The 26,218-nt window shown below is 71.2% G+C and carries 26 protein-coding genes; 8 read left to right on the top strand and 18 right to left on the bottom strand.

Going from position 1 to position 26,218, the window contains the following annotated elements; genetic code table 11:
- Window positions 1-236: 236 nt before the first annotated feature.
- Window positions 237-359 (bottom strand): hypothetical protein, encoded by a 123-nt coding sequence (locus ABZT93_RS10160; RefSeq protein WP_356101642.1) that lies wholly within the window; start codon window positions 357-359, stop codon window positions 237-239.
- Window positions 360-413: 54 nt separating this feature from the next.
- Between ABZT93_RS10160 and ABZT93_RS10155 the strand changes: the two genes are divergently transcribed.
- A complete protein-coding gene (locus ABZT93_RS10155; protein WP_356101640.1) occupies window positions 414-1,442 on the top strand; it encodes an SDR family oxidoreductase in 1,029 nt (342 codons plus the stop codon).
- A 21-nt stretch (window positions 1,443-1,463) separates the two neighbouring features.
- Here the strand turns inward: ABZT93_RS10155 and ABZT93_RS10150 are convergent, their stop codons facing one another.
- The 5 genes from ABZT93_RS10150 to ABZT93_RS10130 all read right to left on the bottom strand — a co-directional run bounded on the left by ABZT93_RS10150 (window position 1,464) and on the right by ABZT93_RS10130 (window position 6,124).
- On the bottom strand, window positions 1,464-1,706 hold the full coding sequence (locus ABZT93_RS10150) for a hypothetical protein (protein ID WP_356101637.1): 243 nt from the start codon (window positions 1,704-1,706) through the stop codon (window positions 1,464-1,466).
- A 61-nt stretch (window positions 1,707-1,767) separates the two neighbouring features.
- On the bottom strand, window positions 1,768-3,048 hold the full coding sequence (locus tag ABZT93_RS10145; protein ID WP_356101634.1) for an ROK family transcriptional regulator: 1,281 nt from the start codon (window positions 3,046-3,048) through the stop codon (window positions 1,768-1,770).
- Window positions 3,049-3,054: 6 nt separating this feature from the next.
- On the bottom strand, window positions 3,055-4,047 hold the full coding sequence (locus ABZT93_RS10140; protein ID WP_356101632.1) for an aminoglycoside phosphotransferase family protein: 993 nt from the start codon (window positions 4,045-4,047) through the stop codon (window positions 3,055-3,057).
- Window positions 4,048-4,147: 100 nt separating this feature from the next.
- Window positions 4,148-4,963: a DUF3626 domain-containing protein gene (locus tag ABZT93_RS10135; protein ID WP_356102205.1), complete on the bottom strand. Its 816-nt coding sequence runs from the start codon at window positions 4,961-4,963 to the stop codon at window positions 4,148-4,150.
- A gap of 126 nt (window positions 4,964-5,089) precedes the next feature.
- Window positions 5,090-6,124 (bottom strand): zinc-binding dehydrogenase, encoded by a 1,035-nt coding sequence (locus ABZT93_RS10130; RefSeq protein ID WP_356101629.1) that lies wholly within the window; start codon window positions 6,122-6,124, stop codon window positions 5,090-5,092.
- A 139-nt stretch (window positions 6,125-6,263) separates the two neighbouring features.
- Here ABZT93_RS10130 and ABZT93_RS10125 point away from each other — a divergent pair, with 139 nt between their 5' ends.
- From ABZT93_RS10125 to ABZT93_RS10110, 4 genes are all read left to right on the top strand, one after another.
- Window positions 6,264-6,851 (top strand): ABATE domain-containing protein, encoded by a 588-nt coding sequence (locus ABZT93_RS10125; protein ID WP_356101626.1) that lies wholly within the window; start codon window positions 6,264-6,266, stop codon window positions 6,849-6,851.
- A 182-nt stretch (window positions 6,852-7,033) separates the two neighbouring features.
- On the top strand, window positions 7,034-8,311 hold the full coding sequence (locus ABZT93_RS10120) for an aromatic acid exporter family protein (protein ID WP_356101624.1): 1,278 nt from the start codon (window positions 7,034-7,036) through the stop codon (window positions 8,309-8,311).
- A gap of 35 nt (window positions 8,312-8,346) precedes the next feature.
- Window positions 8,347-9,372, top strand: coding sequence for a hypothetical protein (locus ABZT93_RS10115; protein ID WP_356101621.1), 1,026 nt, complete (start codon window positions 8,347-8,349; stop codon window positions 9,370-9,372).
- Window positions 9,373-9,464: 92 nt separating this feature from the next.
- Window positions 9,465-10,721: a lactonase family protein gene (locus ABZT93_RS10110; RefSeq protein ID WP_356101618.1), complete on the top strand. Its 1,257-nt coding sequence runs from the start codon at window positions 9,465-9,467 to the stop codon at window positions 10,719-10,721.
- Here the strand turns inward: ABZT93_RS10110 and ABZT93_RS10105 are convergent.
- Window positions 10,689-11,420 carry a DUF2470 domain-containing protein gene (locus tag ABZT93_RS10105; RefSeq protein WP_356101615.1) on the bottom strand — a complete coding sequence of 244 codons (732 nt, stop codon included), beginning with the start codon at window positions 11,418-11,420 and terminating at the stop codon, window positions 10,689-10,691. The two genes, ABZT93_RS10110 and ABZT93_RS10105, sit on opposite strands and share 33 nt — an antisense overlap.
- Before the next feature lie 89 nt (window positions 11,421-11,509).
- Entirely contained in the window at window positions 11,510-12,118 is a 609-nt protein-coding gene (locus ABZT93_RS10100; RefSeq protein ID WP_356101613.1) for a TetR/AcrR family transcriptional regulator, read from the bottom strand.
- 108 nt (window positions 12,119-12,226) lie between these two features.
- Here ABZT93_RS10100 and ABZT93_RS10095 point away from each other — a divergent pair, with 108 nt between their 5' ends.
- Entirely contained in the window at window positions 12,227-13,762 is a 1,536-nt protein-coding gene (locus tag ABZT93_RS10095) for a cytochrome P450 (protein ID WP_356101610.1), read from the top strand.
- On the opposite strand, the gene ABZT93_RS10090 is transcribed toward ABZT93_RS10095, so the two are convergent.
- Window positions 13,730-14,545 carry a pentapeptide repeat-containing protein gene (locus ABZT93_RS10090; protein ID WP_356101608.1) on the bottom strand — a complete coding sequence of 272 codons (816 nt, stop codon included), beginning with the start codon at window positions 14,543-14,545 and terminating at the stop codon, window positions 13,730-13,732. The two genes, ABZT93_RS10095 and ABZT93_RS10090, sit on opposite strands and share 33 nt — an antisense overlap.
- 159 nt (window positions 14,546-14,704) lie before the next feature.
- Between ABZT93_RS10090 and ABZT93_RS10085 the strand changes: the two genes are divergently transcribed.
- Window positions 14,705-14,905: a DUF5999 family protein gene (locus ABZT93_RS10085; RefSeq protein ID WP_356101605.1), complete on the top strand. Its 201-nt coding sequence runs from the start codon at window positions 14,705-14,707 to the stop codon at window positions 14,903-14,905.
- On the opposite strand, the gene ABZT93_RS10080 is transcribed toward ABZT93_RS10085, so the two are convergent.
- The 9 genes from ABZT93_RS10080 to ABZT93_RS10040 form a co-directional block, all read right to left on the bottom strand.
- Window positions 14,902-15,507, bottom strand: a complete 606-nt coding sequence (locus ABZT93_RS10080) for an FxLYD domain-containing protein (protein ID WP_356101602.1) — start codon at window positions 15,505-15,507, stop codon at window positions 14,902-14,904. The genes ABZT93_RS10085 and ABZT93_RS10080 overlap by 4 nt on opposite strands.
- 107 nt (window positions 15,508-15,614) lie before the next feature.
- The gene (locus ABZT93_RS10075) at window positions 15,615-16,916 is read right to left on the bottom strand and encodes an alpha/beta fold hydrolase (protein ID WP_356101600.1); all 1,302 of its coding nucleotides are present in this window, start codon (window positions 16,914-16,916) and stop codon (window positions 15,615-15,617) included.
- 103 nt (window positions 16,917-17,019) lie between these two features.
- A complete protein-coding gene (locus tag ABZT93_RS10070; protein WP_031038368.1) occupies window positions 17,020-18,045 on the bottom strand; it encodes a LacI family DNA-binding transcriptional regulator in 1,026 nt (341 codons plus the stop codon).
- 79 nt (window positions 18,046-18,124) lie between these two features.
- The gene (locus tag ABZT93_RS10065) at window positions 18,125-19,549 is read right to left on the bottom strand and encodes a BNR repeat-containing protein (RefSeq protein WP_356101597.1); all 1,425 of its coding nucleotides are present in this window, start codon (window positions 19,547-19,549) and stop codon (window positions 18,125-18,127) included.
- Window positions 19,550-19,591: 42 nt separating this feature from the next.
- Entirely contained in the window at window positions 19,592-19,912 is a 321-nt protein-coding gene (locus ABZT93_RS10060) for an L-rhamnose mutarotase (RefSeq protein WP_356101595.1), read from the bottom strand.
- A 25-nt stretch (window positions 19,913-19,937) separates the two neighbouring features.
- Entirely contained in the window at window positions 19,938-21,017 is a 1,080-nt protein-coding gene (gene rhaS / locus ABZT93_RS10055) for a rhamnose ABC transporter substrate-binding protein (protein ID WP_356101592.1), read from the bottom strand.
- Window positions 21,018-21,137: 120 nt separating this feature from the next.
- Window positions 21,138-22,130: an ABC transporter permease gene (locus ABZT93_RS10050; RefSeq protein WP_356101589.1), complete on the bottom strand. Its 993-nt coding sequence runs from the start codon at window positions 22,128-22,130 to the stop codon at window positions 21,138-21,140.
- Window positions 22,123-23,163: an ABC transporter permease gene (locus ABZT93_RS10045; protein WP_356101587.1), complete on the bottom strand. Its 1,041-nt coding sequence runs from the start codon at window positions 23,161-23,163 to the stop codon at window positions 22,123-22,125. Before ABZT93_RS10045 ends, ABZT93_RS10050 begins: the two co-directional genes overlap by 8 nt.
- Entirely contained in the window at window positions 23,160-24,677 is a 1,518-nt protein-coding gene (locus tag ABZT93_RS10040; RefSeq protein ID WP_356101584.1) for a sugar ABC transporter ATP-binding protein, read from the bottom strand. Before ABZT93_RS10040 ends, ABZT93_RS10045 begins: the two co-directional genes overlap by 4 nt.
- A gap of 274 nt (window positions 24,678-24,951) precedes the next feature.
- On the opposite strand from ABZT93_RS10040, the gene rhaI reads away from it, so the two are divergent.
- Window positions 24,952-26,112: an L-rhamnose isomerase gene (gene rhaI / locus ABZT93_RS10035; RefSeq protein ID WP_356101582.1), complete on the top strand. Its 1,161-nt coding sequence runs from the start codon at window positions 24,952-24,954 to the stop codon at window positions 26,110-26,112.
- The last annotated feature ends 106 nt before the right edge of the window (window positions 26,113-26,218 follow it).

Raw genomic sequence — 26,218 nt, 5'->3', positions numbered from 1 at the left:
CGTGAGCCCGGGGCCCCGCTCTATACGGCGGACGGCCAGCCCCCGCGGTACCACCCACGCCCGGACCCGGGCGTCACCTCTCGGCACCACCCACGCCCAGACCCCCCGCCACCGCTCGACACCACCCACACCCAAACCCCGCGCCACCACTCGCCACCACCCACACCCGGCCCGGTAGAGGTCGCCGTACGACCACTGCCACCACTCGGTCGGATGGTTGACTCGCCCCGCCCCCCTCAGCGCCTCGGCCGGAACGGCCCGGTCTTCGCCTTCCCGGTGATGTTGCCGGCGCCCGTGCAGCAGGCGCCGTCGCTCTCCTCGGGGTTGCGTCGGACCGTGCCGTGCACCGCGTGCGTCATCGGAGGTCGGGTACTCGGGCGGTTCCCCGACCCAGCGGCCCGAAGGAGCCGAAAGTGAGCACTTCAACCGGCAACAGGATCGTGGTCACGGGCGCCACCGGCAACGTGGGAACCAGCGTGGTGCGCCTTCTCTCGGAGGATCCGGAGGTCGGCTCCGTACGGGGCCTGGCCCGGCGGATCCCGGACTGGTCGCCCGCGAAGACGGAGTGGTCCGCGGTCGACCTGTCATCGGAACACACGGATCTGACCGACGAGTTCGCGGGCGCCGACGCGGTCGTCCACCTGGCGTGGGCGTTCCAGCCGACGCACGACCCGGCGGTGACCTGGCGCACCAACGTGCTCGGTTCCATCCGGGTGTTCGAGGCGGTGGCGGCGGCCAAGGTGCCGACGCTGGTGCACGCGTCGTCCGTGGGCGCCTACTCCCCCGGTCCGAAGGAGCACGCGGTGGACGAGTCGTGGCCGACGCACGGCTGGCCGGACGCCGCGTACTGCCGGGAGAAGGCGTATCTGGAGCGCGCCCTTGACACCTTCGAGCGCGACCACCCGGCCGTCCGGGTCGTCCGGATGCGTCCGGCGTTCCTCTTCAAGCGGGAGTCGGCGAGCGAGCAGCGCCGCATCTTCGGCGGCCGGTTCCTGCCTGGCCAGCTGGCCAGGCCCGACCTGCTGCCCTTCCTCCCCAACATCCCCGGCCTGCGGGTGCAGGCGCTGCACACCGACGACGCCGCCAAGGCCTACGCGCTGGCGGTGCGCTCGGACGTGCGGGGCGCCTTCAACCTGGCGGGCGAGCCGCCGGTGGACGCCGAGCTGCTGGCGGGGATGCTCGGCGCCCGTCCGGTGCGGCTGCCGCGCACCGCGGCCCGCTCGGCGATCGCGGCCGCCTGGGGCCTGCATCTGCTGCCCGCGTCCCCGCACCTGTTCGACGCGGTCCTGCGGCTGCCTCTGATGGACTGCACGCGTGCGCGTACGGAACTCGGCTGGCATCCGGAACACACCGCGACCGAGGTCCTGGAGGAACTCCTGCACGGGATGCAGCAGGGTGCGGGGGCGCGGACGGAGCCGATGAAGGGCCGCAAGGTGGGCTGACGGGCCCTGATGGTCCAGGCGTCAGCCGGAGGACTCCTCGGCTCCCGGGTGCTCGGGATGCACGGTGTCCGACCGGGGGGCACCCTGTCGGCCGGTCCCGGCCTCGTCGGTGTCGGGGACGTCCTCCGGCTGGTCGGTGCCGGGGTCCTCGTCCGGGACGCGCGCGACCTCCCAGGGGTCCTCTCCCTCCCCCGCCTGCTGGTCCGGCAGATCCCGCGGGACGGGATCACCGTTCTCGCCCGGTCCTTCGTTGCGGTGGTCCACGGCGTCCTCCGTTCGTGTTGATGGCGGGAGCGCGAGTACCTCCGCGCAGGTCGGCGAAACGTCAGCGCGGGGCGCGCTCCTCCAGGGCGGTCCGCCAGGCCGGTGCCGGTCCCTGGGGCGCGGGTTCGGGGCGGCGGCCGCCGCGGGCGAAGAAGTCGGCGAGCGGGAGGATGGCCGCTCCGACCGTGACCGCGTCGGGCCCGAGGCGGCCGAGGTCGACGGTGACCTTCTCGGCCGGGTACCTGAGCGCGTACGCCGTCGCGTGGCGCCGTACGGCGGGCAGGAACCGTTCGCCCAGCTGGAGCCCGGCCCAGCCGCCGACGATGATCCGCTCGGGCTGGAAGAGGTTGATCAGGTCGGACAGGCCGGCGCCCAGGTACTCGGCGGTCTCCTCCAGGACGGCCAGCGCCACGGGGTCGCCCGGGGTGCCGTCGGCCGGGTGGGCGGCGGCGAGCATGGCGGCCAGCGCGGTCTCCTCGTCGACGCCCTCGGGCGGCCGGCCGCCCTCCTCCCGCCAACGCTCCAGCAGCGACTCGGCACCCGCGTAGGCCTCCAGGCAGCCGAGGGCACCGCAGCGGCAGCGGCGCCCCCTGACCCGTACCGTCAGATGCCCCCATTCGACCGCCCGGCCGTGCTCCACCTCGGGCGTCACCAGACAGGCGCCCACGCCGGAGCCGAAGAGGACCACGACGGCGCTGTGGGCACCGCGGCCGCCGCCGAACCACATCTCGGCCTGGCCGAGGGTCTTGGCGCCGTTGTCGATGAAGTACCGGACACTGCCGGGCAGCGGGGAGCCGGTGCGCAGCAGTGCCTCCAGCGGTACGGCGTCCCAGCCGATGGTCTGTCCGTGCACGACCGCGCCGCTCTCGGGAGTGTGCGCGACGATGCCGGGCACTCCGATGCCGACGCCGAGCAGCGCCTCGGGCAGGATCCCGGCACCGGCGAGCACCTCGGCGATGCCGTCGCGGATGTGCCCGACGATGGCCTCGACGTCGTAGCTCCGCTGGGTCAACGGCCTTTCGGCTCGGGCGAGTTCGGTGAGGGTCAGGTCGAACAGCTCGACGCGCACCCTGGTCTCGCCGACATCGACGCCGATCATGTGGCCGCTGCCGGGCGCCACCCGAAGCAGGGTGCGGGGGCGTCCGCCGTCGGAGTCGACGCTGCCCGCCTCTTCCAGCAGGCCGTCGGCCACCAGGTCGGCGACGACGTTGCTGACCGATCCGGAGCTCAGTCCCGTGACCGGACCGAGTTCGAAGCGGCTGAGGGGTCCGTCGAAGTACAGGTGCCGCAGTACGGCCGTGCGGTTGGCGCGTCGGAGATCGCGTACGGTGCGTCCGCTCAAGGGTGTTCAGACTCCCGTGACTCGGGCGAGGGCCTCGATCTCGTCCAGGGCGGCGACGAGTTCCGGTGCCACCGCCGACTGGACCCAGCGTTCCTTCTCGTCGTCGACCGCCCGTGGGACGGTCTCGGTGAGCATGATCAGGTAGAGGTAGGCGCGGTAGAGGGCCAGGCGCACCCTCGCCGACGCGTCGAACTCGGCCCGGCCGCCCGTCTCCCGGTAGCCCGCGAGGAACGCCTCGTCGTTCTCGATGTCGCCGAGCAGCGCGAGGGAGACGAAGTCGGCGAGGGGGTCGCCCCAGAACATCCGCTCCCCGTCGATGAGCCCGCCGATGCGGAGTTCGCCGTCGGTCGGGCGGTCCAGGAGGATGTTCCCGTCCCACAGGTCGAAGTGGACCAGTGTGGGGGCCGTGACCTCGTCGAGGGCGGGGAAGCCGGCGCTCAGTGCGCTCGCCACCTGGTCGACGGAGCGGGGCAGCCGTGCCCCGTAGTCCCGGGCGTCGTCCAGGACGGCATCGATCATGGCCGTGAACGCGGTCCGCCAGTCGGCGGCGAGGGGGCCGAGGGCACCGGAGGGGTAGCCGAAGCCCGGTCCGGTCACCGTGTGCAGCCGGGCCACCTGGCGGCCCAACTCCCTTCGCAGTGGCGGACGTTCCCTTTCGGTGACCGATCCGTCCCAGGGCTCTCCGGGGCAGGCCGTCATCAGCAGATGGGGTACGGCGGTGTCCTCGCCGAGGGCCACGACGCGTGGCGCCGCTACCTCGGCCACGGCAGCCGCGCGGTAGAACTCCGCCTCGGAGAGCAGGAGTTCACGCTCGTAGCGCAGGCCCGGGACGGTGGGCGCGGGTGGGACCTTGAGGACGTACCGGGTGCCGTCGGCGAGGAGGAGTTCCTCGACGGAGTTGTACGTGCCGCCGCTCAGCGGCCGCAGCCCGGCGAGGAGGCCGGGGTCGAGACCCACGCCCTCCAGTACCCGCCGGGCCCATTCCCAGGAGTCCACCAACGTCCCGCCCCTTCTCCAGCCCGTCGAGCCACCGCTCGGCGGCCGTCTCGTCGGCGTCGGGCGTGTGTTCCGGCAATCGTACGGAACTGGTCGCGCGGGCCTACGCGCTCGGGGTGCCGGCCACCTGCGTCCGGCCTCCTGCCGTCCCACCCGTGCAGGCCGTGCCGCCGGGCGCCCCGAAGCGGGCCAGCGTGTGCCAGACCATCTTCAGGTGCTGGAGCTCGTAGCGTCCCGTCCTGGCCGCGTCGCCGATGATGCGCGGGTCGATCAGGCCGTCCTCGGCGATGCTCGCGCCCAGGTCGGCGTACTCCTGCCCGCGGTAGTGGGCGTGGCGGTGCAGTTCGGCGACGGTGATCCGGTAGCCGGGGTGCCATTCGACGGGGACGGGCAGCAGGTGTGCCGCCGCCTCGACGGGGGTGTCGCGGTAGCTCGCGTCCAGGACGAGGGCCTCTACATCGCGGGCCAGGTCGACACCGCCGTGCACCTGGGCCTCGATGTAGTCGTCTAGGGCGTCCCGCTCGTCGGCCTCGGCGAGGGCGATCAGGGACATGCCGGCGGCGACCCCGAAGTGGACCGGCTCGGCGGCGCTGTCGGGGTAGCAGAAGGTGGCGCGGGCCAGCGGTTCGCCGGCCAGCCGGAAGTGCGAGGAGCCGAACCGCGGTGCCGCGCCGACCACTTGACGGCGGAAGTTGAGCGCGCCGTACACGGGCCGCTCATGCGCGTCCGCGTCGTCGTAGGCGCCGCCGAAGATCCGGCTCTCCCAGCGCCACCGGTCGCCGCCGGGATGCGCGGTCAGGCCGCCGTTGCTCGTGCCGGTGACGAACTGCGAGTGGTAGACGCCGTCCTGGGCGATCGCCTCCAGGAGGGGCAGGCCGCGTGCCGGCCGGTCGGGGTGAAAGTTCAGCGTGACGCGCATGTCCGGGGTGACGGCCGGCCCCTCGGACACGGCCGCCACATGGTTCAGCGCCGCCCGCGCTCGTACCGATGCGACTGGACTCACCGGCGCTCCTCACCCACGACTCAGCCAGGACTCACCGGATGATCACCCGCCGAGGAGGGTGCCCGCACCTGATTTGCCGATGTCCGGACCGACGGCGAGCACGATCTTGCCGCGGTTGTCGCGCCGTTCCAGCCGCTCATGGGCGGCCCGCGCCTCTTCGAGGGGTACGACGGTCTCGATCGGCACGCGATAGCCGCCGGCGGCGACCCGATCGGCCAGTTCGCGCAGGTCGGGACGCGGATCGTAGCCGTGGATCTGGAGGTTGGTGAGCTGGAAGCCGAGGATCGCGGCGTTCTTGGGATAGAAGTCGCGGGTGTCGACGGTGCTCGGCTCCAGGGCGACGTTGGCCAGCGCCACGACCCGGCCGCCGTGACCCACTTCACGCAGGCTGCGCCCGAAGGCCCGGCCGCCGACGGTGTCCAGGACGACGTCGGCGCCACGACCGCCGGTGAGCCGCAGCACCTCCTCGACCTCGGCGTCGTCGGGGTGGGCGGAGGTGTCGACGGTGACGTCGGCTCCGAACTCCCCCGCCCAGGCGGCCTTCTCGGCCGAACCCGCGAGGGCGATGACCCGCGCCCCGGCCTCGGCGGCGATCTGCACAGCCGCCGTGCCGACCCCGCTCGCCGCCGCCTTCACCACCACGGTGTCGGCCTTGGAGACCTGGGCGAGGTGCCGCACGCAGTACCACGCGCTGAGCCAGGCGATCGGCAGGGCGGCCGCCCGGGTCAGGTCCAGGCCGTCGGGGAGCGCGACCAGACAGGTGGCGGAGACCGTGGCCAACTCGGCGTAGAAGCCTGACGCCTTGCCGCCGTCCAGGCCCATCACCCGCTGTCCGGGCACGAAGTCGGTCACCCCCTCCCCCACCTCGACGACGATTCCCGCCGCTTCGGCGCCCGGGACGAGCGGGGGCCGTCCGGCGCGGTGGTAGAGGCCGGCGCGGAGTAGGGCGTCCGCCCGGTTCACCCCGGCCGCGACGATCCGCACCAGCACCTCTCCGGGACCCGGCACCGGGTCGGGGACGTCGACCGGCACCAGCACCTCGGGTCCACCGAACCTGTTTACCCGCACCGCACGCATCCCGCACCCGCTCCCTGCTCGGCCACCCGAGCGATTGACACTGGTTGAAGTGGTGTCACTCTCCGGCACCCCTTCAACCGGTGTCAAGAGGGTTCGCGGCCTGATTCGACACCGCATGAACCGGTGTACTCTCGACGGCATGACCGGCAGCCCCGCACCCGCCGACCCGGCCCTCGCGTTCCCGTTCATCGGCGGCCGCCCCTGTCTGGACTTCGCGGCCACCCTCGGCAAACGGCACGCCACCCCGCTGGAGCGGCTCCCCGACACGGCCGCGCTCGCGCGCTGGTTCCACGAGGCCGAGCTGACGACCGACGAGGGTCAGGTGCGGGTCACCGCGCGCGACCTGACGGAGGCCCGTCTTCTGCGCGAGGCCCTGTACTCCCTGGTCCGCGCCGCGATGGCCGGGCAGGAGCCGGAGCCCTCCGACGTGGAGCGGGTCAACACGGCCGCCGCCCAGCCGGACCTCGCACCCCAGCTCGGCCCGGCCCGCTGGACAGCGCGCAGTCCGGCCCGCGCGGCCCTGGCGACGGTGGCGCGGGACGCCGTACTCCTGGTGCGGGGTCCGCTCCTGGAGCGGGTCAAGGAGTGCGAGAACCCGAACTGTTCCCTGCTGTTCCTTGACGACTCACAGGCCCGCCGCCGCCGCTGGTGCTCGATGGACCGCTGCGGCAACCTCGCGAAGATCGCCGGTTACCGGTCCCGCAGTCGGGCCGCCTCCGGTAGGTGAAGGTCGCGGCACCGCGTCGAGAGCCCGGACGCGGCTGCCCGAGGTGGTGCCGGGTGTCCGCCGTCACTGCCCGGGGTCCTTGCTGTGGGACGGCCGCGGCCCACAATGGGGGCACGCTTGCGGAGCGTCACAGTCCGTAAGGAGTGCGCCGAACGCTTACGTGGAAGAGGAACACACTGAGGATGCGAGATGTACGTGAGGGGACGGCGTCCCTGGTGCGGTTCGTGAAGCGGCGCCGGGACCCCGTGGTCGTGCAGACGCTGCGGTCCGCGGCCGCGGCGACGATCGCGTACGTCATCGCGCTCCGGCTCAGCCCCGAGGCGGCCCCGCTCACCGCGCCCCTGACCGCGCTGCTCGTCGTCCAGGTCACCCTCTACTCCACGCTCACCACCGGCGTCCGCCGTGTGAACTCGGTGGTGACCGGCGTCCTCGTCGCCATCGCCTTCAGTCTGCTGGTGGGTCTCACCTGGTGGAGCCTCGGCCTGCTGATCGTGGCGTCGCTGGTGGTCGGACGGCTGGTGCGGGTCGAGGAGTTCGTCCCCGAGGTGGCGATCAGCGCGATGCTGGTCCTCGGGGTGACGACGGTCGGGGACACGGCCTGGGCACGCGTGGTGGAGACGCTGATCGGCGCGGTCGTCGGCCTCGCCTGCAATCTGCTGCTCGCTCCCCCGGTGTGGGTGGACGAGGCGGGTGAGTCGATCGAGGGGCTGGCCCGCCGACTGCGCAAGCTGATGCTGCGGATGGGCGAGGAGGCCGCGGGCCGTACGCCCGTGGAGCTGGCGACGGCCCGGCTGTACGAGGCGCGGGAGCTCGACCACGACATCGTCGAGGTGGACGCGGCCCTCCGGCAGGCCGAGGACAGTCTCAAGCTGAATCCCAGGGTGAAGGAGGGCCTGCTGCACCGGGTGGTGCTGCGTACCGGCCTGGACACCCTGGAGATCTGCACGGTGGTACTGCGGGTCCTCGCGCGCACGCTCACCGACCTCGCCAAGGAGCGCGACCCGTTCGCCGACGAGCCGTACCCGACGGAGGAGCAGCAGGCTCCCGATCCGCTGTTCGGTCCCGAGACCGGCCGGACCGTGGAGCAGTTGCTCTCCGAGATCGGTGACGCCGTGGTCAGCTTCGCGGTGCTGGTCACCACCCATGTCAGTGTGAGCGCCGAGTCCGCGGAGTCCCGCCTCACCGCAGAGCTGCGCCAGGCCTCGGCGACCCGGGACAAGCTGGCCCAGCTGCTGCTGGAGGAGATCCAGCGGGACTCCCGCCAGTGGCAACTGCACGGGGCCGTGCTCACCGAGGTCAACCGCATACTCGACGAGTTGGACACCGAGCACCGCTCGCGCCGCCTGCTGGAAGAACTGGACCGCGCATCCCGTGAGCAGCGCGAGCGGATGCCGCACCTGACGCGACTGCAGGAGCGCTGGCGCAGGAACCGACCGGCACTCTCCCGTCGTTCCAGGTGACAAGGGCACATCGGACCATCACTGGGGGCGAACGGATGACCGACACGAGCGTACGGATCGACGGGAACACACTGCGGCTGCCGGGTGGCGCGGCGGTGCGGTTCGTCCGCACCCTGCGGCTGCCCGAGACGGGCACGCATCCGCTGCCGCCGGGGCTCGGCGAGTTCCCGGTGCGCCGAGTCTCCGACTACCCGGACACCGTCCCGGAGCAGTGGCGGGCCCGTGGCGGGGTGATGCTGCCGGTGTATCTGCGGGAGGCGATGTGGCTGAGCTTCGGGGGCACCACCGAGCCCGCCGCCCTCCAGGTCGGAGTGGGAAAGGTGTGCGCGGTCTCGGGGAAGCCGTGGAGCGACCACCTCTCCCGGGACCCGCAGAACTACGTCGTGCTGCCCCGTCAGCCGTGGCTGGACGGGATCAACTCCGGAAAGGGGACGGTCCGCCAGTTCGTCGCGGTGCCGCTCGGGCTGGGCGCGACCGTCGAGGGGCAGGTCACGGGCGAGGAGGTCTGGGGCGGCGTACAGCTCCAGGCGTTCCCGCTTGCCGAGGAGCGGCTGGCCGAGTGGCGGGAGGCGCAGCGGCGGCTGGGCTCGGTGAGCAGGCCCGCCATGGCCTACGGGGCGGCCGCGCCCATGGCCATGTCCGCACCGGCCGCTCCGGCGGGGGCGCCGCCCCGCAGCGCCCCGTCGATGGGGCTCGGCGTCGGCGGTTCCATGCGCCAGGAGGTCTACCGGGACGAGCGACCGCTGTCGGACTGGGCGGACACACCGGCCGGGCGGGTCTTCGTGCACCTGGTGACTCCGCCCGAGTGGCGCCGCATCACCGGCGAGGCTCCCCCGCCGTCACCCGTGGACCGCGCGGCGTACACCCGGGCGGGGCTGCCCTGGTTCGACTACTACGACCAGGACGCGGAGGATCTCGCCCCGACGGACACACTGGACGGCGTGAAACCGGTCGGCGACTGGCTCGGGGACGATCACGAGCCCTGGCAGCAACCCACATCGCACCAGGTCAAGCCGCTGGGGGACGCGCCGGGCAAGCCGGTCGAGGACGGCGACTGGTAGCGGGCGGCGGGGCTCGGGTTGCAGGGGGCGCGTGATCCGGGTGAAGGTGGCTGTTCACGACGGCGACCATCGATCACCCGGGGTGCGCAGGGATGAGCAGTGCGAACGGCGGCTTGAGCAGGCGCCGGTTCGTCGGCGTTCTCACCGGAGCGGCGACGGGACTCGCGGGCTGTTCGTCGTCCCCGGAGGCGTCTTCCGACGCGTCTCGTGAGGCGTCGTCCGAGGCGTCGTCCGGGTCTGCACCGCGGAAGACACCCGCCGGTTCCGCCGAGGATCCCTCGGCCGGCCCTGCGGGAACACCGTCGGCTCCGTCCCCGACCGGCCCCCGCCCCCTCTACCTCGGCACCTACACCTCCGTCGAGGGAGGCGGAACCGGGATCGGCGTCGCCGCCTATGACGCCGGAAGCGGCCGGATCACCGGCACCGGCACGGTCACCGGTGTCGCCAACCCCTCCTACCTCGCGGTGCACCCCGACGGACGCACGCTCTACGCGGTCGACGAGCAGGACGCCGGCGCCGTGACCGCCGTGCGCCTGTCCGACCGCAAGGTCCTGGGGAGCCGGAGCACCGGCGGGGCGGGACCGTGTCATCTGTCGGTGCATCCGGGCGGGCGCTGGCTGCTCAGCGCCAACTACGGCTCCGGCAGTGTGGCCGTGCATCCGATCGGCTCCTCGGGAGCGCTCGGCGAACTCAGGGACTCGGTCACCCACTCCAGTCCGGCGCCGGGGCCGGGCCAGGACGGTCCGCACGCCCACCAGTTCGTCACCGGTCCCGACGGCGGCCATGTGCTCGCCGTCGACCTGGGCACCGACACCGTCTACAGCTACCGCCTGAACGAAGGGACCGGTGCCCTCACCGAGGTCTCACGCGCCCGGACACGGGCGGGGGCCGGACCGCGCCACCTCACCTTCCATCCCGGCGGCCGGTACGCCTATCTGGCCAACGAGGTCGACAACACGGTCGCGGTCTGCGCCTACGACCGCAAGTCCGGCCGTCTCTCCGTCGGGGCGCCGCAGTCCACGGGGACGGGCTCGGCCACGAACTACCCGGCGCAGTTCCTGGTCACCGCGAACGGCTCGTACGCCTATCTCGCCAACCGTGGCCACAACAGCCTCACTCGGTACGCGGTGGAGGCGGGCGGCGCCCGGCTGAGGCTGCTCGACACCGTGCCGGTGGACGGTGACTTCCCGCGGCAGATCGCCTTCTCGCCGGACGGCAGGCTGCTCTTCGCGGCGAATCAGCGCTCCGGCACCGTCAGCGTGTTCCACGTGAACACGACGAGCGGTGAACTGCGGCTCGCGGGCAAGCCGTTCGCCTCACCGGTCGCCGTCTGTGCGCTGCCGCTGTAGGGCACGCGGGCAGGACGCGGCGTTCGCCTGGGTCAGCAGTACATGCATGCGCTCCGTCAGCCGTGCCACGTCGTCGGCGGGCGCGTGGAACGGCAGGCGTACGTCGCCGTGGGCGCGGGCGCGCTCGATACGCAGGGTCAGGCCGTGCCGGTCCACGGCGAGGGGCTTGACGCGGACCGCGCCGTGCAGGCTGTCCGGGTCCACGAGCCGCGTGAGCCGCTCGACCGCGTCGGGGTGGCAGTCGGCGAGGTGGGTCAGCAGCCGGGCCTCGGCCGTGGCGAGCGGGTCGGGCCGGGCGGCGGCGAACTCGTCGAGGTCGACGACCACGGCTCCGGACGGGCGGCGCAGCACCACGCGCGTGGCCCTGAACTCCAACCGTCCCTCCCCGTCCCCGGGGACGAACCGGCCGGCGAGCCACAGCCGGGCGCGGATACGGCCGCGCACGGGGACGGGTGCCACGTCGGCGAACTCCAGGACGGCGGACGGCTCGCCGCGGGGCGCGCAGATCGCGGCCGCGACCAGGGTGCTGTCCTCGGGCACGTCCAGCGTCACCCGCCCGTCCTCGGCCACGGTGTGCGCGCCGACGAACTCCTCGCGGCCGCCCTCGGCGGTCACCGCGCAGGACCACGAGGCGGCGAGCACCGACCGGGCGTGTTCCGCCGTGGACGGCGCCGCCGTCCACGCTTGGCTGTCACCCATCACTTCCTCCTTAGGTAAGGCTCACCTAACCTAGCGAAGATCGGGACCGAAGCCAACCTCGGGACGTGGGACGGATCCCCGAATTCCGGTCAGGGCCTGAGCACGCCGAGCAGTGCCCGTGCGCACAGGTCGCGCACCTGCTCCCGGGAGAGGTCCGAGCCCCTCAGCCACTCCAGGCAGACCGCCGTGGTGAAGGCGAGCCAGCCACGGACGGCCAGCTGAAGGTCGGGCCGCTCGTTCGCCTGTGCGCCGAACTCCGGATCCGCGGCCAGCGCCGCCAGGATCTGCCGCTCCTGTGCGGCCAGCGCCCGGTGATAGACCCGGCGCACGGCCTGGTCCCCGGCGGCGTCGGCACGGTGGAAGGCGCGGAAGCCGTGGGCGTGGGCATGGACGTACTCCAGATACGTGTCCAGACCCGCCGTCAGTTGCTCGCGCACCGGGATGCCGGGCACGGCCGCGGTCATGGCCAGCATCCGCTCGCTCTCCCGCTCGACGACCGCCGCGAAGAAGTCCCGCTTCGTCGGGAAGTAGTGGTAGAGCAGCCCGCGCGAGACGCCGGCGATCTCGGCGACCTGCTCGATCCACACGTCGTCGTACGGACTCTCCGAGAACAGCCTCGCGCCCACCGACAGCAGCTGCTCCCGGCGCTCCTCGGTGCTGAGCCTGCGGCGCGTGCGCTCGCCCTGCTTCCCGGCCATGCCCGCACTTTACTTGACGCCGGTTCAACAACGGGATCAGACTGGGGCCGCGTTATTGAACCCACGTATAACGCGCTCAACTGCCGCTGGATCAAGGGAGATCTCGTCATGGCGGAGACGACGACGGCCACGCGGCCGACGGGATTTCGCAGCGCCGAGCTGGGCTGGCCCGAGCTGCACCGCATTCCGCATCCGCCGCGCCGGCTCCCCCTGCTCGGTGACGTGCTGGGCGTCAACCGGGCCACCCCGCTCCAGGACTCGGTGCGCTTCGCCCGCCGGTTGGGGCCGATCTACCGGCGCAAGGCGTTCAACAGGGAGTTCGTGTTCGTCTGGGGCGCCGAGCTGGTGGCGGACCTGGCGGACGAGTCACGGTTCGCCAAGCACGTGGGCCTCGGGGTGGCCAATCTGCGGCCGGTCGCCGGCGACGGACTGTTCACCGCGTACAACCACGAGCGGAACTGGCAGCTGGCGCACGACGTGCTGGCACCGGGCTTCAGCCGGGAGGCGATGGCGGCCTACCATCCGATGATGCTCGCCGTGGCCGGGCGGCTGACGGACCACTGGGACCGCGAGCAGGTGGCGGGCCGCTCGGTGGACGTGCCCGGGGACATGACCAAGCTGACCCTGGAGACCATCGCGCGGACCGGGTTCGGGCACGACTTCGGCTCCTTCGAGCGGGACCGGCCACATCCCTTCGTGACGGCGATGGTGGGCACCCTGACCTACGCGCAACGCCTCAACTCCGTCCCCTTTCCCGCTCTGCTCCGGCGTGCCGCGCGGCGCAACGCGGACGACATCGCCTACCTCAACCGCATGGTCGACGACCTGGTCCGGGCCCGGCGCGCGGCGGGCGGGCGCGCTGCGGGCGGGGACGGCGACCTTCTCGACCGGATGCTGGAGACGGCCCACCCGGAGACCAGTGAGCGGCTGTCGCCGGAGAACGTCCGCAGGCAGGTCATCACCTTCCTGGTGGCCGGCCACGAGACCACGTCGGGCGCGCTCTCCTTCGCCCTGCACTATCTCTCCCGGCACCCCGAGGTCGCGGCACGCGCGCGTGCCGAAGTGGACCGCGTGTGGGGCGCCACCGACGCGCCGGGGTACGACCAGGTGGCGAAGCTGCGGTATGTGCGCCGGGTGCTGGACGAGTCGCTGCGGCTGTGGCCGACGGCACCCGCGTTCGCCCGGGAGGCCGTCGAGGACACCGTGCTGGCCGGGAAGCATCCGATGCGCCGGGGCGCGTGGACGCTGGTGCTCACGCCGATGCTGCAGCGCGACCCCGAGGTGTGGGGCGCCGACGCCGAGCGGTTCGACCCGGACCGCTTCGACCCCAAGGCCGTACGGTCGCGTCCCCCGCATGTCTTCAAGCCGTTCGGCACGGGGGCGCGGGCCTGTATCGGGCGCCAGTTCGCACTGCACGAGGCCACGCTGGTGCTCGGTCTGCTGCTGCGCCGCTACGAATTGCGGGCCGATCCCGCCTACCGGCTCAGCGTGACCGAACGGCTGACGCTGATGCCGGAGGGGCTTCGGCTGCACCTGGAGCGGCGGGCGGGCGCGGACGCCACGGCGGCCCCCGCGGCGGATCTCGACGAGGACCCGGTCAAGGCCCCCGCGTCACGCTGTCCAGTGCACCGGGCGGCTGACTGAGTCCGGCAGCCGGGTGTCGGCGCTGCCCCGGGCCGCGTTCAGCTGAGGCTGGGTCAGGAAGAACGCGCCGGTCAGGTCCGCGTCCGTCAGATCGGCGTCGCGCAGGTCGGCGCCGATCAGATCCGCGCCGCGCAGGTCGGCGCCGGTGAGATCGGCCGCTATGAGGTACGCGCCGCGGAGACTGGCTCCGCGCAGGTCGGCACCCTTGAGACGGGCGCCCATCAGGTCGGCGCCCCGGCGGTTCTTCTTCTTGCCGCCGATCCCGGCCCGCACCAGGTCGCTGGTGCGCAGCAGGAGGACGTTGACCTCCTGCCGGTGCGCGGGGACGTCCAGCGCGGTCAGTTCCTCGGCGGTGCCCCGGGTCAGCGCCTCGGTCCGCTCCAGCATGTGACGCAGGTCGGCGTGGACCGGTCGGGCGGTGGGCAGGGTCAGCGCCTCGGTGAGGTACCAGAGCAGTTCGTGGAGCTGGCGCACGACCGGGAAGACCTCGAACATCCGGCGGGCGTCCTCACGGGGGCCGTCGCGCCAGTCCCGGCCGCCGAAGGTGACCTGCGAGACCTTCTGTCCGGCGCCGAAGCAGTCGTAGACCGTGCACCCCGTGAAGCCTTCCTCCCGCAGCTTCGCGTGGATGCCGCACCGGTGGTCGGCCCGCAGGTTGGGGCAGGGGGTGCCGGCCGGCTTGTCACGGGCGAAGTCCGCGGAGGCGGCGAAGGGCAGAGCGACACAGCACAGGCCGAAGCACCGTGCGCAGTCGCCGCTGAGGTCGATCATCTGTTCTGACATCACGGCCAGCCTAACGGCCCCGCGTCCGGCCGACCGGACGGGAACTCACCGATGAGTTCCCGGCGATGTGGGGGTCTCCTCATACAACGGAAAACAAGCTCGGCTACCACAGATACAGCGGCCGACCGAGGCAGGAGCCGCACGCATCGAGGAGACGCCATGTGCAGCCACCAGCCCCCGTGCCCCACCGTCGACAGCCCGGACCACCACACCGCCGTGATCGTCTCGGCCCATCCCGAACAGGGCTGGAGTCTGCTGTGCAACGGCACCATCGTCTTCGACGACACCGGTGAACTCCTGCCCGACGGACGGGTCGTGAGCCCGCACCGCACGCCGGGCTCGTGGGCCGTGGCCGCTTAATAACGCTGTGCCTTCGCCAGCTTGGGCGTCAGCACCGGCTCGGCGGGCTTGCGGCTGACGGCGAGGGGCTGGGCCTTCTCCCCCGGCTTCAGGTCCTCGGCGCCGACGTACCGGGTCTCCACCACCTTGCCCGACGAGTCGAGGAAGTCGACCTGCGCGGCGTAGGAGGCCGTCTTGTCGGTCTTGTTGGTGATGGTGACGAGGACGACGAGCAGACCGCCGGTGTCCGAGCGCGGCTTGCCGGTCATGGCGACCTCGGACATGGCGTTGCCCGGTCCGTCGACCTTGGCGAGCTCGGTCCGCGCGGCCTTGTTGGCGCGTTCCGTCTCGGCGGAGACGGAGGCCTCGAAGGAGGAGGCGGCCGCCGAGGCGGACGATGCCCGCTCGGAGGCCTTCGCCTGCGCCGAGGCCTTGGCGGAGGCGAGTGCGGAGGCGGCGTTGCCGGAGAAGGACGCCGTGTCCGGGGCGGTGGGCGTCACCGAGGAGGGCGACGAGCCCCCGGAGTCGTCGTCGCACGCGACCAGCGTGAGCGTGCTCGCGGCGGCCAGGGCCACGGCGAGGGCGGCGATCCGGGACCGTCCGTGGGGTGACGGTGTGCTCATCGACTGACGTCCTCTCGACTCCGGCGTCGACACGTGATCGAAATGAACCCTATGCCGGATTTTGAGGGGCGGCATGTCGTCGGTCGTGGCCGTCCGAGCTGCTGCCGTCAGGCCTCGTCGCGCAGGAGGGCGAGCAGCCGGTCCAGGACGCGGGGGCCGCCCGCGCGGACGCCGTCGTGCTCGAACTCGTCCGTCACCCAGGTGCGCAGACCGCGGATCGCGCGGGCGGTCCGCAGGGAGTGGGCCGTGTCGACGTACATGTCGTCGTGGTAGACGGCCGCGGCGACCGGGACCTCGTTGACGGCGAGGCGGGCGGGGTCGTACAGGGGCCGCCAGTCGGTGCGGGCGGCGAGGAGTTCGGCCGTCTCACGCAGCGGCCGCAGGGCCGGGTCGCAGTCGAACAGCCAGGGGTGGATGGTCTCACCGGTGAACAGCAGCGGCTCGTCGCCGGCGAGGGACTTGGCCGCGTCGAACTGCGGGAACTCGGCGCGCACCCGTTCGGCCGACCAGGCGGTGGGCCGCTCGTCCTGAGCGTAGGTGGCCTCGTGGACGAGGGCGTACAGCGGGTGGGACGCGTGCGAGAGGAGGCCCTGGACCTCTTCCTGGAAGGCGTCGGAGAGCTCCGGGCCCTGCGGGGTGCGGACGAAGGCGTGCTCCAGGAGGAAGTGCAGGCGGTGGCTGCCCTCGCTGCCGCCGAGGAGGATGCCGAGCGACTGGAAGGCCTCGACGGTCAGCCGGTAGCCGTTCGGCAGGGTCACCTCGTGGGTCAGGAGGTGGTCGGCGATCCGGCGGGCCCGCTCGACGTCCTGAGGGTAGCGGGCGTAGTGCGCGGCGACCTTGCGTTCCACGCGCGGGTAGGCGGCCCGGTAGACGTCGTCGGCGTGGGCGTCGAGGGAGGGCAGGCCGCCGGTGAGGACGGCGGCGGCGAGGCCCTCGGGGGCGAGGGACAGATAGGTCGTCGCGCAGAAGCCGCCGAAGCTCTGGCCCAGGACGGTCCAGGGGGCGCCGCCGGTGACCTGGGCGCGGATCGCCTCGCAGTCGCGGACGATGGAGTCGGCGCGGAAGCGGGCCAGGTAGTCGGCCTGCTCGGCGGGGCCGCCCCGCAGTGGGAGTGTCTGCCGGTTGGCCGGTGTGGAGTGGCCGGTGCCGCGCTGGTCGAGCAGGAGGACGCGGAACTCCTTCAGGGCGCGGCCGAACCAGGCTCCCTTGCCGACGAACCGGTTCGCCCCGAAGCCGGGACCGCCCTGGAGGTAGACCAGCCACGGCAGGTTCTGGCCCACCCTGTCGCTCGCCACGGCCTCGCGGGCGTAGAGCTCGATCGTCTCCCCGGCCGGGTCGTCGTGGTCGAGGGGGACGGTGAAGCGGCGGTCGGTGAGGACGAGGCCGGGCTGGCGGTAGGTCGTGGTCAACAGGGCTCCCGGGACGACGGAATCTTTGAGGGCGCGTCCCACTTCAGCACATGTTCGTCCGCCGTCCGACCCCTTCGATCATGAAATCTTACTGACTCACCGGTCAGCGGGCCGCCAGGCTGGAGCGGCGCACCACCAGTTCGGGCTGGAGCACCACCCGGCGGTGCTCGTGCCGCTTGCCGGTGGTCTCCGCCTCCGTCTCCTCCAGGAGGAGTTCGGCGGCCAGGGCGCCCATGGTGACGGCGGGCTGGCGGACCGAGGTGAGGGGGACGGCCGCGGCGGCGGCGAACTCGATGTCGTCGTAGCCGACGATGGCGAGGTCGTCGGGGACCGTGATCCCCGCCGCGTACATGGCCTGCAGGACGCCGAGGGCGAGCAGGTCGTTGGCGCAGAACACCGCGGTCGGGCGGTCCGCGAGGCCGAGCAGGCGGGCGCCGGCGTCCCGGCCCGCGGCCACGTCGAGCCGCTCGGTGGGCAGCTCGCGCAGGTGGTCGGGGCCCAGGCCCGCCTCGGCGAGAGCGTTCAGGGCACCGGTGCGGCGGTCGCGGACCTGGTTGAGGCCGGGCGGGCCGCTGACGTAGGCGATGGAGCGGTGCCCGGCGTCCACGAGGTGGCGCACGGCCAGCGCGCCGCCGGCGACGTCGTCGACGGAGACCGAGCACTCGGTGGTGCCCTCGGCGACCCGGTCGACGAGGACGAAGGGGATGCCGTGGCGGCGGAAGGAGTCGATGTTGCGGCCGGAGGCGTCGGTCGGGGTGAGCAGGACTCCGCGCACCCGCTGCTCGGCGAAGAGGGACAGGTACTCCGCCTCCTCGCTCGCGCTCTGGGCGCTGTTGCAGACCATCACGCCGAGGCCGTCCTCGCGGGCGGCCCGCTCGGCGCCGCGCGCGACGTCGACGAAGAAGGGGTTGCCCATATCGAGCACGAGCAGGCCCATGATCCGGCTGCGGCCCGCGCGCAGCTGGCGCGCGGACTCGCTGCGGACATAGCCGAGCCGGTCTATCGCGGACAGGACGCGCGCCCGGGTCTCGGTGGCGACGGAGTCCGGACGATTGATGACGTTCGAGACCGTGCCGACGGAGACTCCGGCGGCTCGGGCGACGTCCTTGATACCCACCGACTGGGCCATCGGGCAGGGACCTCCAGGGAGAGGGGGGCGGCAGGACGACCTTCACATTATCGTCGAACCGCCCCCGCACCGGTCACGATCAGGCGGGCAACGCGAAGTCGACGACGTGCAGCGCCGAGGGGGTCGTACCGCTCGACTTCTCCTGGTACATGAACGACAGCGCGTTGTCCTGCGCCACCCGCATCTCGTCGATCACGACCTCGCCGAAGGCGTTGAGCCCGCTCCCGTCGAAAAGGATCTTCCAGTCGGTGTATCCGGACGCCTTGGAGGCGCCCGCGATCCGGCCGAACGGGAAGATCGCGTAGGCGTTGTCGTACTTGTCCAGGATCAGCTTGGTGCGCTGGCTGGAGCCGAGCACGACCGGGATCTCGGTCTTCTGCCAGGTGCCCGAGGAGTTCTTGCGGACATGGAAGGCGCGACCGTTGGCGGTGCGGTCGGACACGTAGTTCGTGGTGCACTGACCGAAGCGGCCGGGGACGTACGAGATGATCGCGTGCGGCAGGCCCGAGGAGTCCGTGGACTGGCTCTCCTGGTTCATCAGGGAGTGGTCCGGGTTCAGCGCGTCGATCACCAGGCCGCTGTCGGTGACGGCGACCTTGTCGGAGCCGCCGGTGGTGCCGACGACGGTGCCGGTGTTGTTGCGCCAGGTGCGGCCGCGGTCGTCGGAGTAGACGTAGCCGGTGTCGTGGTTGCTGATGCCGCCGCTGTTGCACATCACGGCGCCGTTCTGCTCGCGCCAGGTGAAGAAGGAGTGCAGCCGGCCGTTCCTGTCGTAGTCGATGCCGTGCAGGTACATGTTGCGGGCCGTCGAGGAGCCGTGCTCGCTGGTGTAGGTGCCGGTGGAGGCGGACCACTCGCCGAGGTCGGTCCAGGTCGAACCGTCGTACTCCGCCAGGGCGTTGCGGCCGTTGCCCGATATTCCGACCCGGTAGCTGAGCTGGAGCTTGCCATCGGGGGTGGAGACGAACTGCGGGTAGGTGAACTGCGAGGTGAGGGCCAGGCCGTCCAGGGTGGACTGGGGTGCGCCGAAGCGGGCGGCGGTCCAGCTCAGTCCGGACGGGTTGTCCATGAGCCCCGCGACCGACTTGACGTAGGTGAAGCCGTCGCTGTGCGAGTCCATGTTGAGGTGGAGGCGGCCGTCCACCTTGGAGACGCCCATGGAGATGACGTTGTGGGAGTCGCTGGTCTTCAGGGTGTGGCCGACCTGGACGGTGGACCAGGTGCTGCCGCCGAGGACGCGGCGGCCGACGACGGCGTTCTTGTCGGCGGTGTACCAGACGGCGTACTGGTAGCCCTTGTACGTCAACAGGCCGTTCTTCTGGAACGAGTTGTTGTTGACGAGGCCGTCGTAGGAGATGAAGAAGACGGCCTGGCCGTCGAGGGTGGTGGTGCCGGTCCGGGTGACGGAGGGACCGGGGTCGGCGGCGCGGGCGGTGCCGCCGGTGAGCGCGGAGGTGGACATGGCGGACACGATGGCACCTACGAGCAGCGTGCGTCTTCTCATGGAGCGGCTCCTGCTGAGCTGATGGGGCCTTGCGGGGAGGGGTCAGGCGAGGTGGAACACCTCGGTGAGCGGTTTCATCGCCTCGTCGGGGCGGGCTCCGTCGAGGGACTCGAAGAACCCGCCCATCTCGGCCTGCCAGCGGGCGTTGACCTCGGTGGCTTCCATACCGGCCCTGGCCGCCTCGAAGTCCTCGGTCTCCAGGTAGCCGACGAGCAGTCCGTCGTCGCGCAGGAAGAGCGAGTAGTTGTGCCAGCCGGTGGCCGAGAGCGCTTCGAGCATCTCGGGCCACACGGCGGCGTGGCGTTCGCGGTACTCGGCGAGTCGGTCCTCACGGACCTTGAGGAGGAAACAGACGCGCTGCATGAAGTACCGCTCCTTCAAAGAGGGATCAGAAGTTGAACTGGTCGATGTTCTTGGCGTCGAACACGGTCGGCTTGCCGAGGTTGATCACGCCGTCCTTGCCGATGGTGTACGTCGTGTCGCCGGCCTTGAAGGTCTCGCCCTCCTTGCCGGTGATCTGACCGGAGGACAGGGCGACGGCGGTCTGCGCGGCCAGGGCGCCGAGCTTCGCCGGGTCCCACAGCTCGAACGCGTCGACGGTGCCGTTCTTGACGTACTTGCGCATGTCGTTCGGGGTGCCGAGGCCGGTCAGCTTGACCTTGCCCTTGTACTTGGAGCCGGAGAGGTACTGGGCGGCGGCCTTGATGCCGACGGTGGTCGGGGAGATGATCCCCTTCAGGTTCGGGTACTGCTGGAGCAGGCCCTGGGTCTGCTGGAAGGACTGCTGGGCGTCGTCGTTGCCGTACGCGACCTTGACGAGCTTGATGTTCTTGTACTTGTCGCCCTTCAGCTCGTCCTTCATGAAGTCGATCCAGGTGTTCTGGTTCGTCGCGGTCTGGGCGGCGGACAGGATCGCGATCTCGCCCTTGTAGCCGATCTGCTCGGCGAGCAGCTGCACCTCGGTGCGGCCCAGGTCCTCGGCGGAGGCCTGCGACACGAAGGCGTTGCGGCACTCCGGCTTGGTGTCGGAGTCGTAGGTGACGACCTTGATGTCGTTCGACATGGCCTGCTTGAGGGCGGTGCACAGGGCGCCCGGGTCCTGCGCGGACACGGCCATCGCGTTCACCTGCTGCTGGGTGAGCGTGTTGACGTAGGAGACCTGCCCGGCGGTGTCGGTGGCGCTGGACGGACCGACCTCCTTGTACTTGCTGCCGAGTTCGGTCAGCGCCTTCTCGCCGCCCTTGTCCGCGGAGGTGAAGTACGGGTTGTTGACCTGCTTGGGCAGGAACCCGACGGTCAGGCCCTTCTTGGTGGCCGCGTTCGGGTCGGCCTTCGCGGTGGAGGCCGCCGAGGCGCCCTCGTCCTGCACGTCCTTCTTGGTGGTGCCGCCGCACGCGGTGAGCGCGAGGGCGAGGGAGGTGCCGGCGGCGAGGGCCGCACAGGAACGGCGGAGGGATGACTTGCGCATGACGGTTTCCTTTGAACGAGGGTGAGCTGAGGGGCGCCCGAGGGGCGCGGGGCTGTATCGATGTGCGGCTGCGCCGCGCTGGCGCGACCAGCCACAACGGACCGGCAGCTGAGATACGGCCTATCCGGCGGAGCGTGCCGCCCTCGCAACCGAGATCTGCCGTGCCACCCGGGGGGCGAGCACGGAGAGGACGAGAAGAACGCCGGTGACGACGATCTGGGACTGGGCGGAGACGTCCTGGAGGCTCATCACGTTCTGCAGGGCGCCGAGGAGGAAGACTCCCGCGATCGCACCGCCGAGCGTGCCCTTGCCGCCGTCGAAGTCGATGCCGCCCAGCAACACGGCTGCCACGACGGAGAGTTCGAGTCCCGTGGCGTTGTCGTAGCGGGCGCTGGCGTAGTGCAGGGCCCAGAAGATGCCGGTGAGGGAGGCCATCAGGCCCGTCACCGTGAACAGGATGAGCTTCTGGCGCTTGACGCGGATGCCGGCGAACCGCGCCGCCTCCTCGCTCGCACCGGTCGCGAACACCGACCGCCCGAACGGCGTGGCGTGCAGGACGACCACGGCGATCGCGAGCAGCACCAGGAAGGGCAGGAAGGCCTGCGGGATGAACGTGTCCCCGATCCGGCCCGCCGCGAAGTCCAGGTACTGCGTGGGGAAGTCGGTGACCGCGTCGGAACCGAGCACGATCTGTGCGATGCCCCGGTAGGCGGCGAGGGTGCCGATGGTGACGGCGAGCGAGGGCAGGCCGAGCCGGGTGACGAGCAGGCCGTTGATCAGCCCGCAGACCACGCCGAGCACCAGGCAGATCGGGATGATCACCTCGATCGTCAGGCCCTGGTTCCACAGCGCGCCCATCACCGCGCCGGACAGGCCGGCGGTGGAGGCGACCGAGAGGTCGATCTCGCCGGAGACCACGAGCATGGTCATGGGCAGGGCGATCAGCGCGATCGGCAGGGTGTTGCCGATCAGGAACGACAGGTTGAGGGCGTTGCCGAAGCCGTCGACCGTGCTGAAGGACAGCAGCAGGACGACGATCAGGAGCGCGCCGACGACTGCATCCCACCTCAACGAGGCGGACCAGCGGCTCGCACGCGTCAGGGAGTCAGGCATGGCGGGCGTTCCTCTTCTTCAGGGCGGAGGCCACGCGCAGCGCGACGACCCGGTCGACCGCGATGGCGAGGATGAGCAGGATGCCGTTGATGGCGAGCACCCAGACCGAGCTGACGCCGAGGGCGGGCAGCACACTGTTGATGGAGGTCAGCAGCAGGGCGCCGAGGGCCGCGCCGTAGACGCTGCCGGAGCCGCCGGTGAAGACGACACCGCCGACCACGACCGCGCTGACGACGGTCAGTTCGTAGCCGGTGCCGGTGCCCGAGTCGACGTTGCCGAAGCGGGCCAGGTACATCGCCCCGGCGAGGCCTGCGAGGCCGCCGCAGAAGGTGTACGCGGCCAGGATCCGCTTGCGCACCGGGATGCCGGCGAGCCGTGCGGCCTCGGGGTTGGAGCCGAGCGCGTACAGCTCGCGTCCGCTGCCGAAGTGCTTGAGGTAGTAGGCGGTGGCGACGAGTACCGCCAGCGCGATCAGGGCCGGCCAGGGCACGGCTGAGATGCCGCCGGAGCCGAAGTTCACGAAGCTGTCCGGGAGGTCGGCCGCCGTGATCTGGCGGGAGCCGACCCAGATGGAGTCGATGCCCCGGATGATGTAGAGCGTGCCGAGGGTGACCACCAGCGCGGGCACCTGGCCGAGGCTGACGAGGAGGCCGTTGAGCAGGCCGAAGCCGATGCCGAGCAGGGCCGCGAGGACGATCGCCACCACGGGGTTCCCGCCGCCGTGCAGGTAGGTGCCGGCGGCGAAGGCGCTGATGCCGAGGATGGAGCCGACCGAGAGGTCGACGTTCCTCGTGATGACCACCAGCGACTGGCCGGTGGCGACCAGCACCAGGATCGTGGCGTTCAGCAGCAGGTCCTTGATGCCCTGCTCGGTGAGGAAGTCGCTGTTCCCGATCTGGGTGACGACGATCATCACCAGGAAGACGACCAGGATGGCCAGCTCGCGCATCTTGAAGACGCGGTCGACCAGACGGGTACCGCTGGACTTGGGTACGTCGGTCACGGGGGCCTGGTTGGGAGTCGTCACCGTCATGCGGCGGCCCTCCCGGTGGCTGCGGCCATCACGGTTTCCTCGGTGGCGTCGGAGCGCGGGATCTCGGCGGTGAGGCGGCCCTCGTGCATCACGAGCACGCGGTCGGCCATACCGAGGATCTCGGGCAGGTCGGAGGAGATCATCAAGATGGCCACCCCGTCGGCGGCCAGCTCGCTCAGCAGCCGGTGCACCTCGGCCTTGGTGCCGACGTCGATACCGCGGGTCGGCTCGTCGACGATGAGCACCTTGGGGCCGGTGGCCAACCACTTGGCGAGGACGACCTTCTGCTGGTTGCCGCCCGACAGCGTGTTGACGGTGTCGGCGATCCGGGCGTACTTCACCTGGAGCTTGACGGCCCAGTCGAGGGAGCGGCTGCGTTCGGCGCCGCGGTCCATCAGGCCCGCCTTGACGGTCGTCCGCAGTCCGGTGAGGCCGATGTTGCGCTCGATGGACATGTCCATCACGAGCCCCTGGGCGCGCCGGTCCTCGGGGACCAGGGCGAGGCCCGCGGCCATCGCGGTGGAGGGGGCGCCGTTGACCAGCGCCCTGCCGTCCACGGAGACCTCGCCCGCGTCCCAGCGGTCGATGCCGAACACGGCCCGGGCGACCTCGGTACGACCCGCTCCGACGAGCCCCGCCAGACCGACGATCTCGCCTCGCCTGACCTCGAACGAGACGTCGGTGAAGACTCCCTCCCGGGTCAGTCGGCTCACCGTGAGCGCGACCTCGCCGGGGCGTACGTCCTGCTTGGGGTAGAGCTCTTCGAGATCGCGGCCGACCATACGGCGGACGAGGTCGTCCTCGGTCATGTTCTCGATGTGCTCGCTGGCGATCCAGGCGCCGTCGCGCAGGGTGGTGACCCGCTGGCAGATCTGGAAGATCTCCTCCAGCCGATGCGAGATGAACAGCACCGCGGCCCCCTGCTCTCGGAGCGCCTTGACGACGCCGAAGAGGCGGGCCACCTCGCTGCCGGTCAGGGCCGCAGTGGGCTCGTCCATGATCAGGACGCGGGCCTCGAAGGACAGCGCCTTGGCAATCTCGACGATCTGCTGGTCGGCGATGGACAGGCCGCGCGCCGGGCGGTCGGGGTCGAGCTCGACCCCGAGGCGCTTCATCAGGGCCAGGGTCGCGGCGTGCGTGGCCTTGTGGTCGATCCGGCCGAGGGCACGTCGGGGCTGGCGGCCCATGAAGATGTTCTCGGCGATCGACAGGTCGGGGAAGAGCGTGGGCTCCTGGTAGATCACGGCGATGCCGGCGTCGCGGGCGTCGCCGGGACCGTGGAAGACGACCGGCTCACCATCGAGCAGTACCTGGCCGGTGTCCGGCCGGTGCACTCCGGCGAGGGTCTTGATGAGGGTCGACTTGCCCGCGCCGTTCTCGCCGGCGAGGGCGTGCACCTCCCCGGGAAGCAGCTCCAGGGAGACGTCCCGCAGGGCGCGAACCGCGCCGAAGGACTTCGAGATGTCCCTGAGCGCGAGAACCGGGGCCGGACCCGTGGTGGACGGGTGGGTCATTGGGGTCTCCTCGACGACGCCGGCGGGACGGCCCTCACGGCGTCGTGAAAGGTTTCAACTTGGTTGCCGGGACGTTAGGCATGGAGCGCATGTCACGTCAATGGGTTCGTGTCGAAAAAGTTTCGATGAACTCAGGTCACAAGGGGGTCACGGGCAACAGCCTTGGTCGCAGGGGTTGACACCCCCGCGAGGTCCCCATACTTTCCCGTCTTGAATCGTTTCACAGTGAAGCAGTTCGGAAGCCCTCAAGACCCGACGTCACAGGAGCCCTCAAGTGACCGAGCTCGCCGCGGTGAAGGCCGCTCTCAAGACCCAGGCCGTCGAGACGCCGTCGTGGGCGTACGGGAACTCGGGAACCCGCTTCAAGGTGTTCGCCCAGCAGGGTGTGCCGCGTACCCCGCAGGAGAAACTGGAGGACGCGGCGCAGGTCCACGCGTTCACCGGGGTGGCCCCGACCGTCGCCCTGCACATCCCGTGGGACAAGGTCGAGGACTACGCCGCGCTGGCGAAGTTCGCCGAGGAGCGGGGCGTGAAGCTGGGCGCCATCAACTCCAACACCTTCCAGGACGACGACTACAAGCTGGGCAGCATCTGCCATCCGGACGCCTCGGTGCGCCGGAAGGCTCTCGACCATCTGCTGGAGTGCGTCGACATCATGGACGCGACCGGCTCCCACGACCTGAAGCTGTGGTTCGCCGACGGTACGAACTATCCCGGTCAGGACGACCTGCGGGCCCGGCAGGACCGCCTGGCCGAGGGTCTCTCCGAGGTGTACGACCGTCTGGGTGACGGGCAGCGGATGCTTCTCGAGTACAAGTTCTTCGAGCCGGCGTTCTACTCCACGGACGTGCCGGACTGGGGGACGGCGTACGCGCACTGCCTGAAGCTCGGGCCCAAGGCGCAGGTCGTCGTCGACACCGGGCACCACGCTCCCGGGACCAACATCGAGTTCATCGTGACCACGCTGCTGCGGGAGGGGAAGCTCGGCGGGTTCGACTTCAACTCGCGGTTCTACGCCGACGACGACCTCATGGTGGGGGCGGCGGATCCCTTCCAGCTGTTCCGGATCATGTACGAGGTCATCCGTGGCGGTGGCTTCACGCCCGACGTGGCGTTCATGCTCGACCAGTGCCACAACATCGAGGCGAAGATCCCGGCGATTATTCGTTCCGTCATGAACGTGCAGGAGGCGACGGCGAAGGCGTTGCTGGTCGACCGGGACGCGCTGTCCGCTGCGCAGGCTTCCGGCGACGTTCTTGAGGCGAACGCGGTGTTGATGGACGCGTACAACACGGATGTGCGGCCGTTGCTTGCGGAAGTGCGTGAGGAGATGGGGCTCGATGCGAACCCCATTGCTGCATACAAGGCGTCCGGGTGGGCCGAGAAGATCGTGGCCTCGCGGGTTGGTGGGGAGCAGGCTGGTTGGGGGGCGTGAGCGTCTGCCTGGTTCTGTCGTCTGCGGGGTGCGGGCCGTTTGTGGCTGGTCCTGCCCGCGCGGCGGTAGCCGCAAATTGATAGGGCCCCGCGCCCCTAGGGACGTA

The organism is Streptomyces sp. NPDC005303, from assembly GCF_040607335.1.
Classification (GTDB): domain Bacteria; phylum Actinomycetota; class Actinomycetes; order Streptomycetales; family Streptomycetaceae; genus Streptomyces.
The sequence above is the reverse complement of the archived record's forward strand: the minus strand, read 5'-3'. Positions and strand labels throughout refer to the sequence as shown.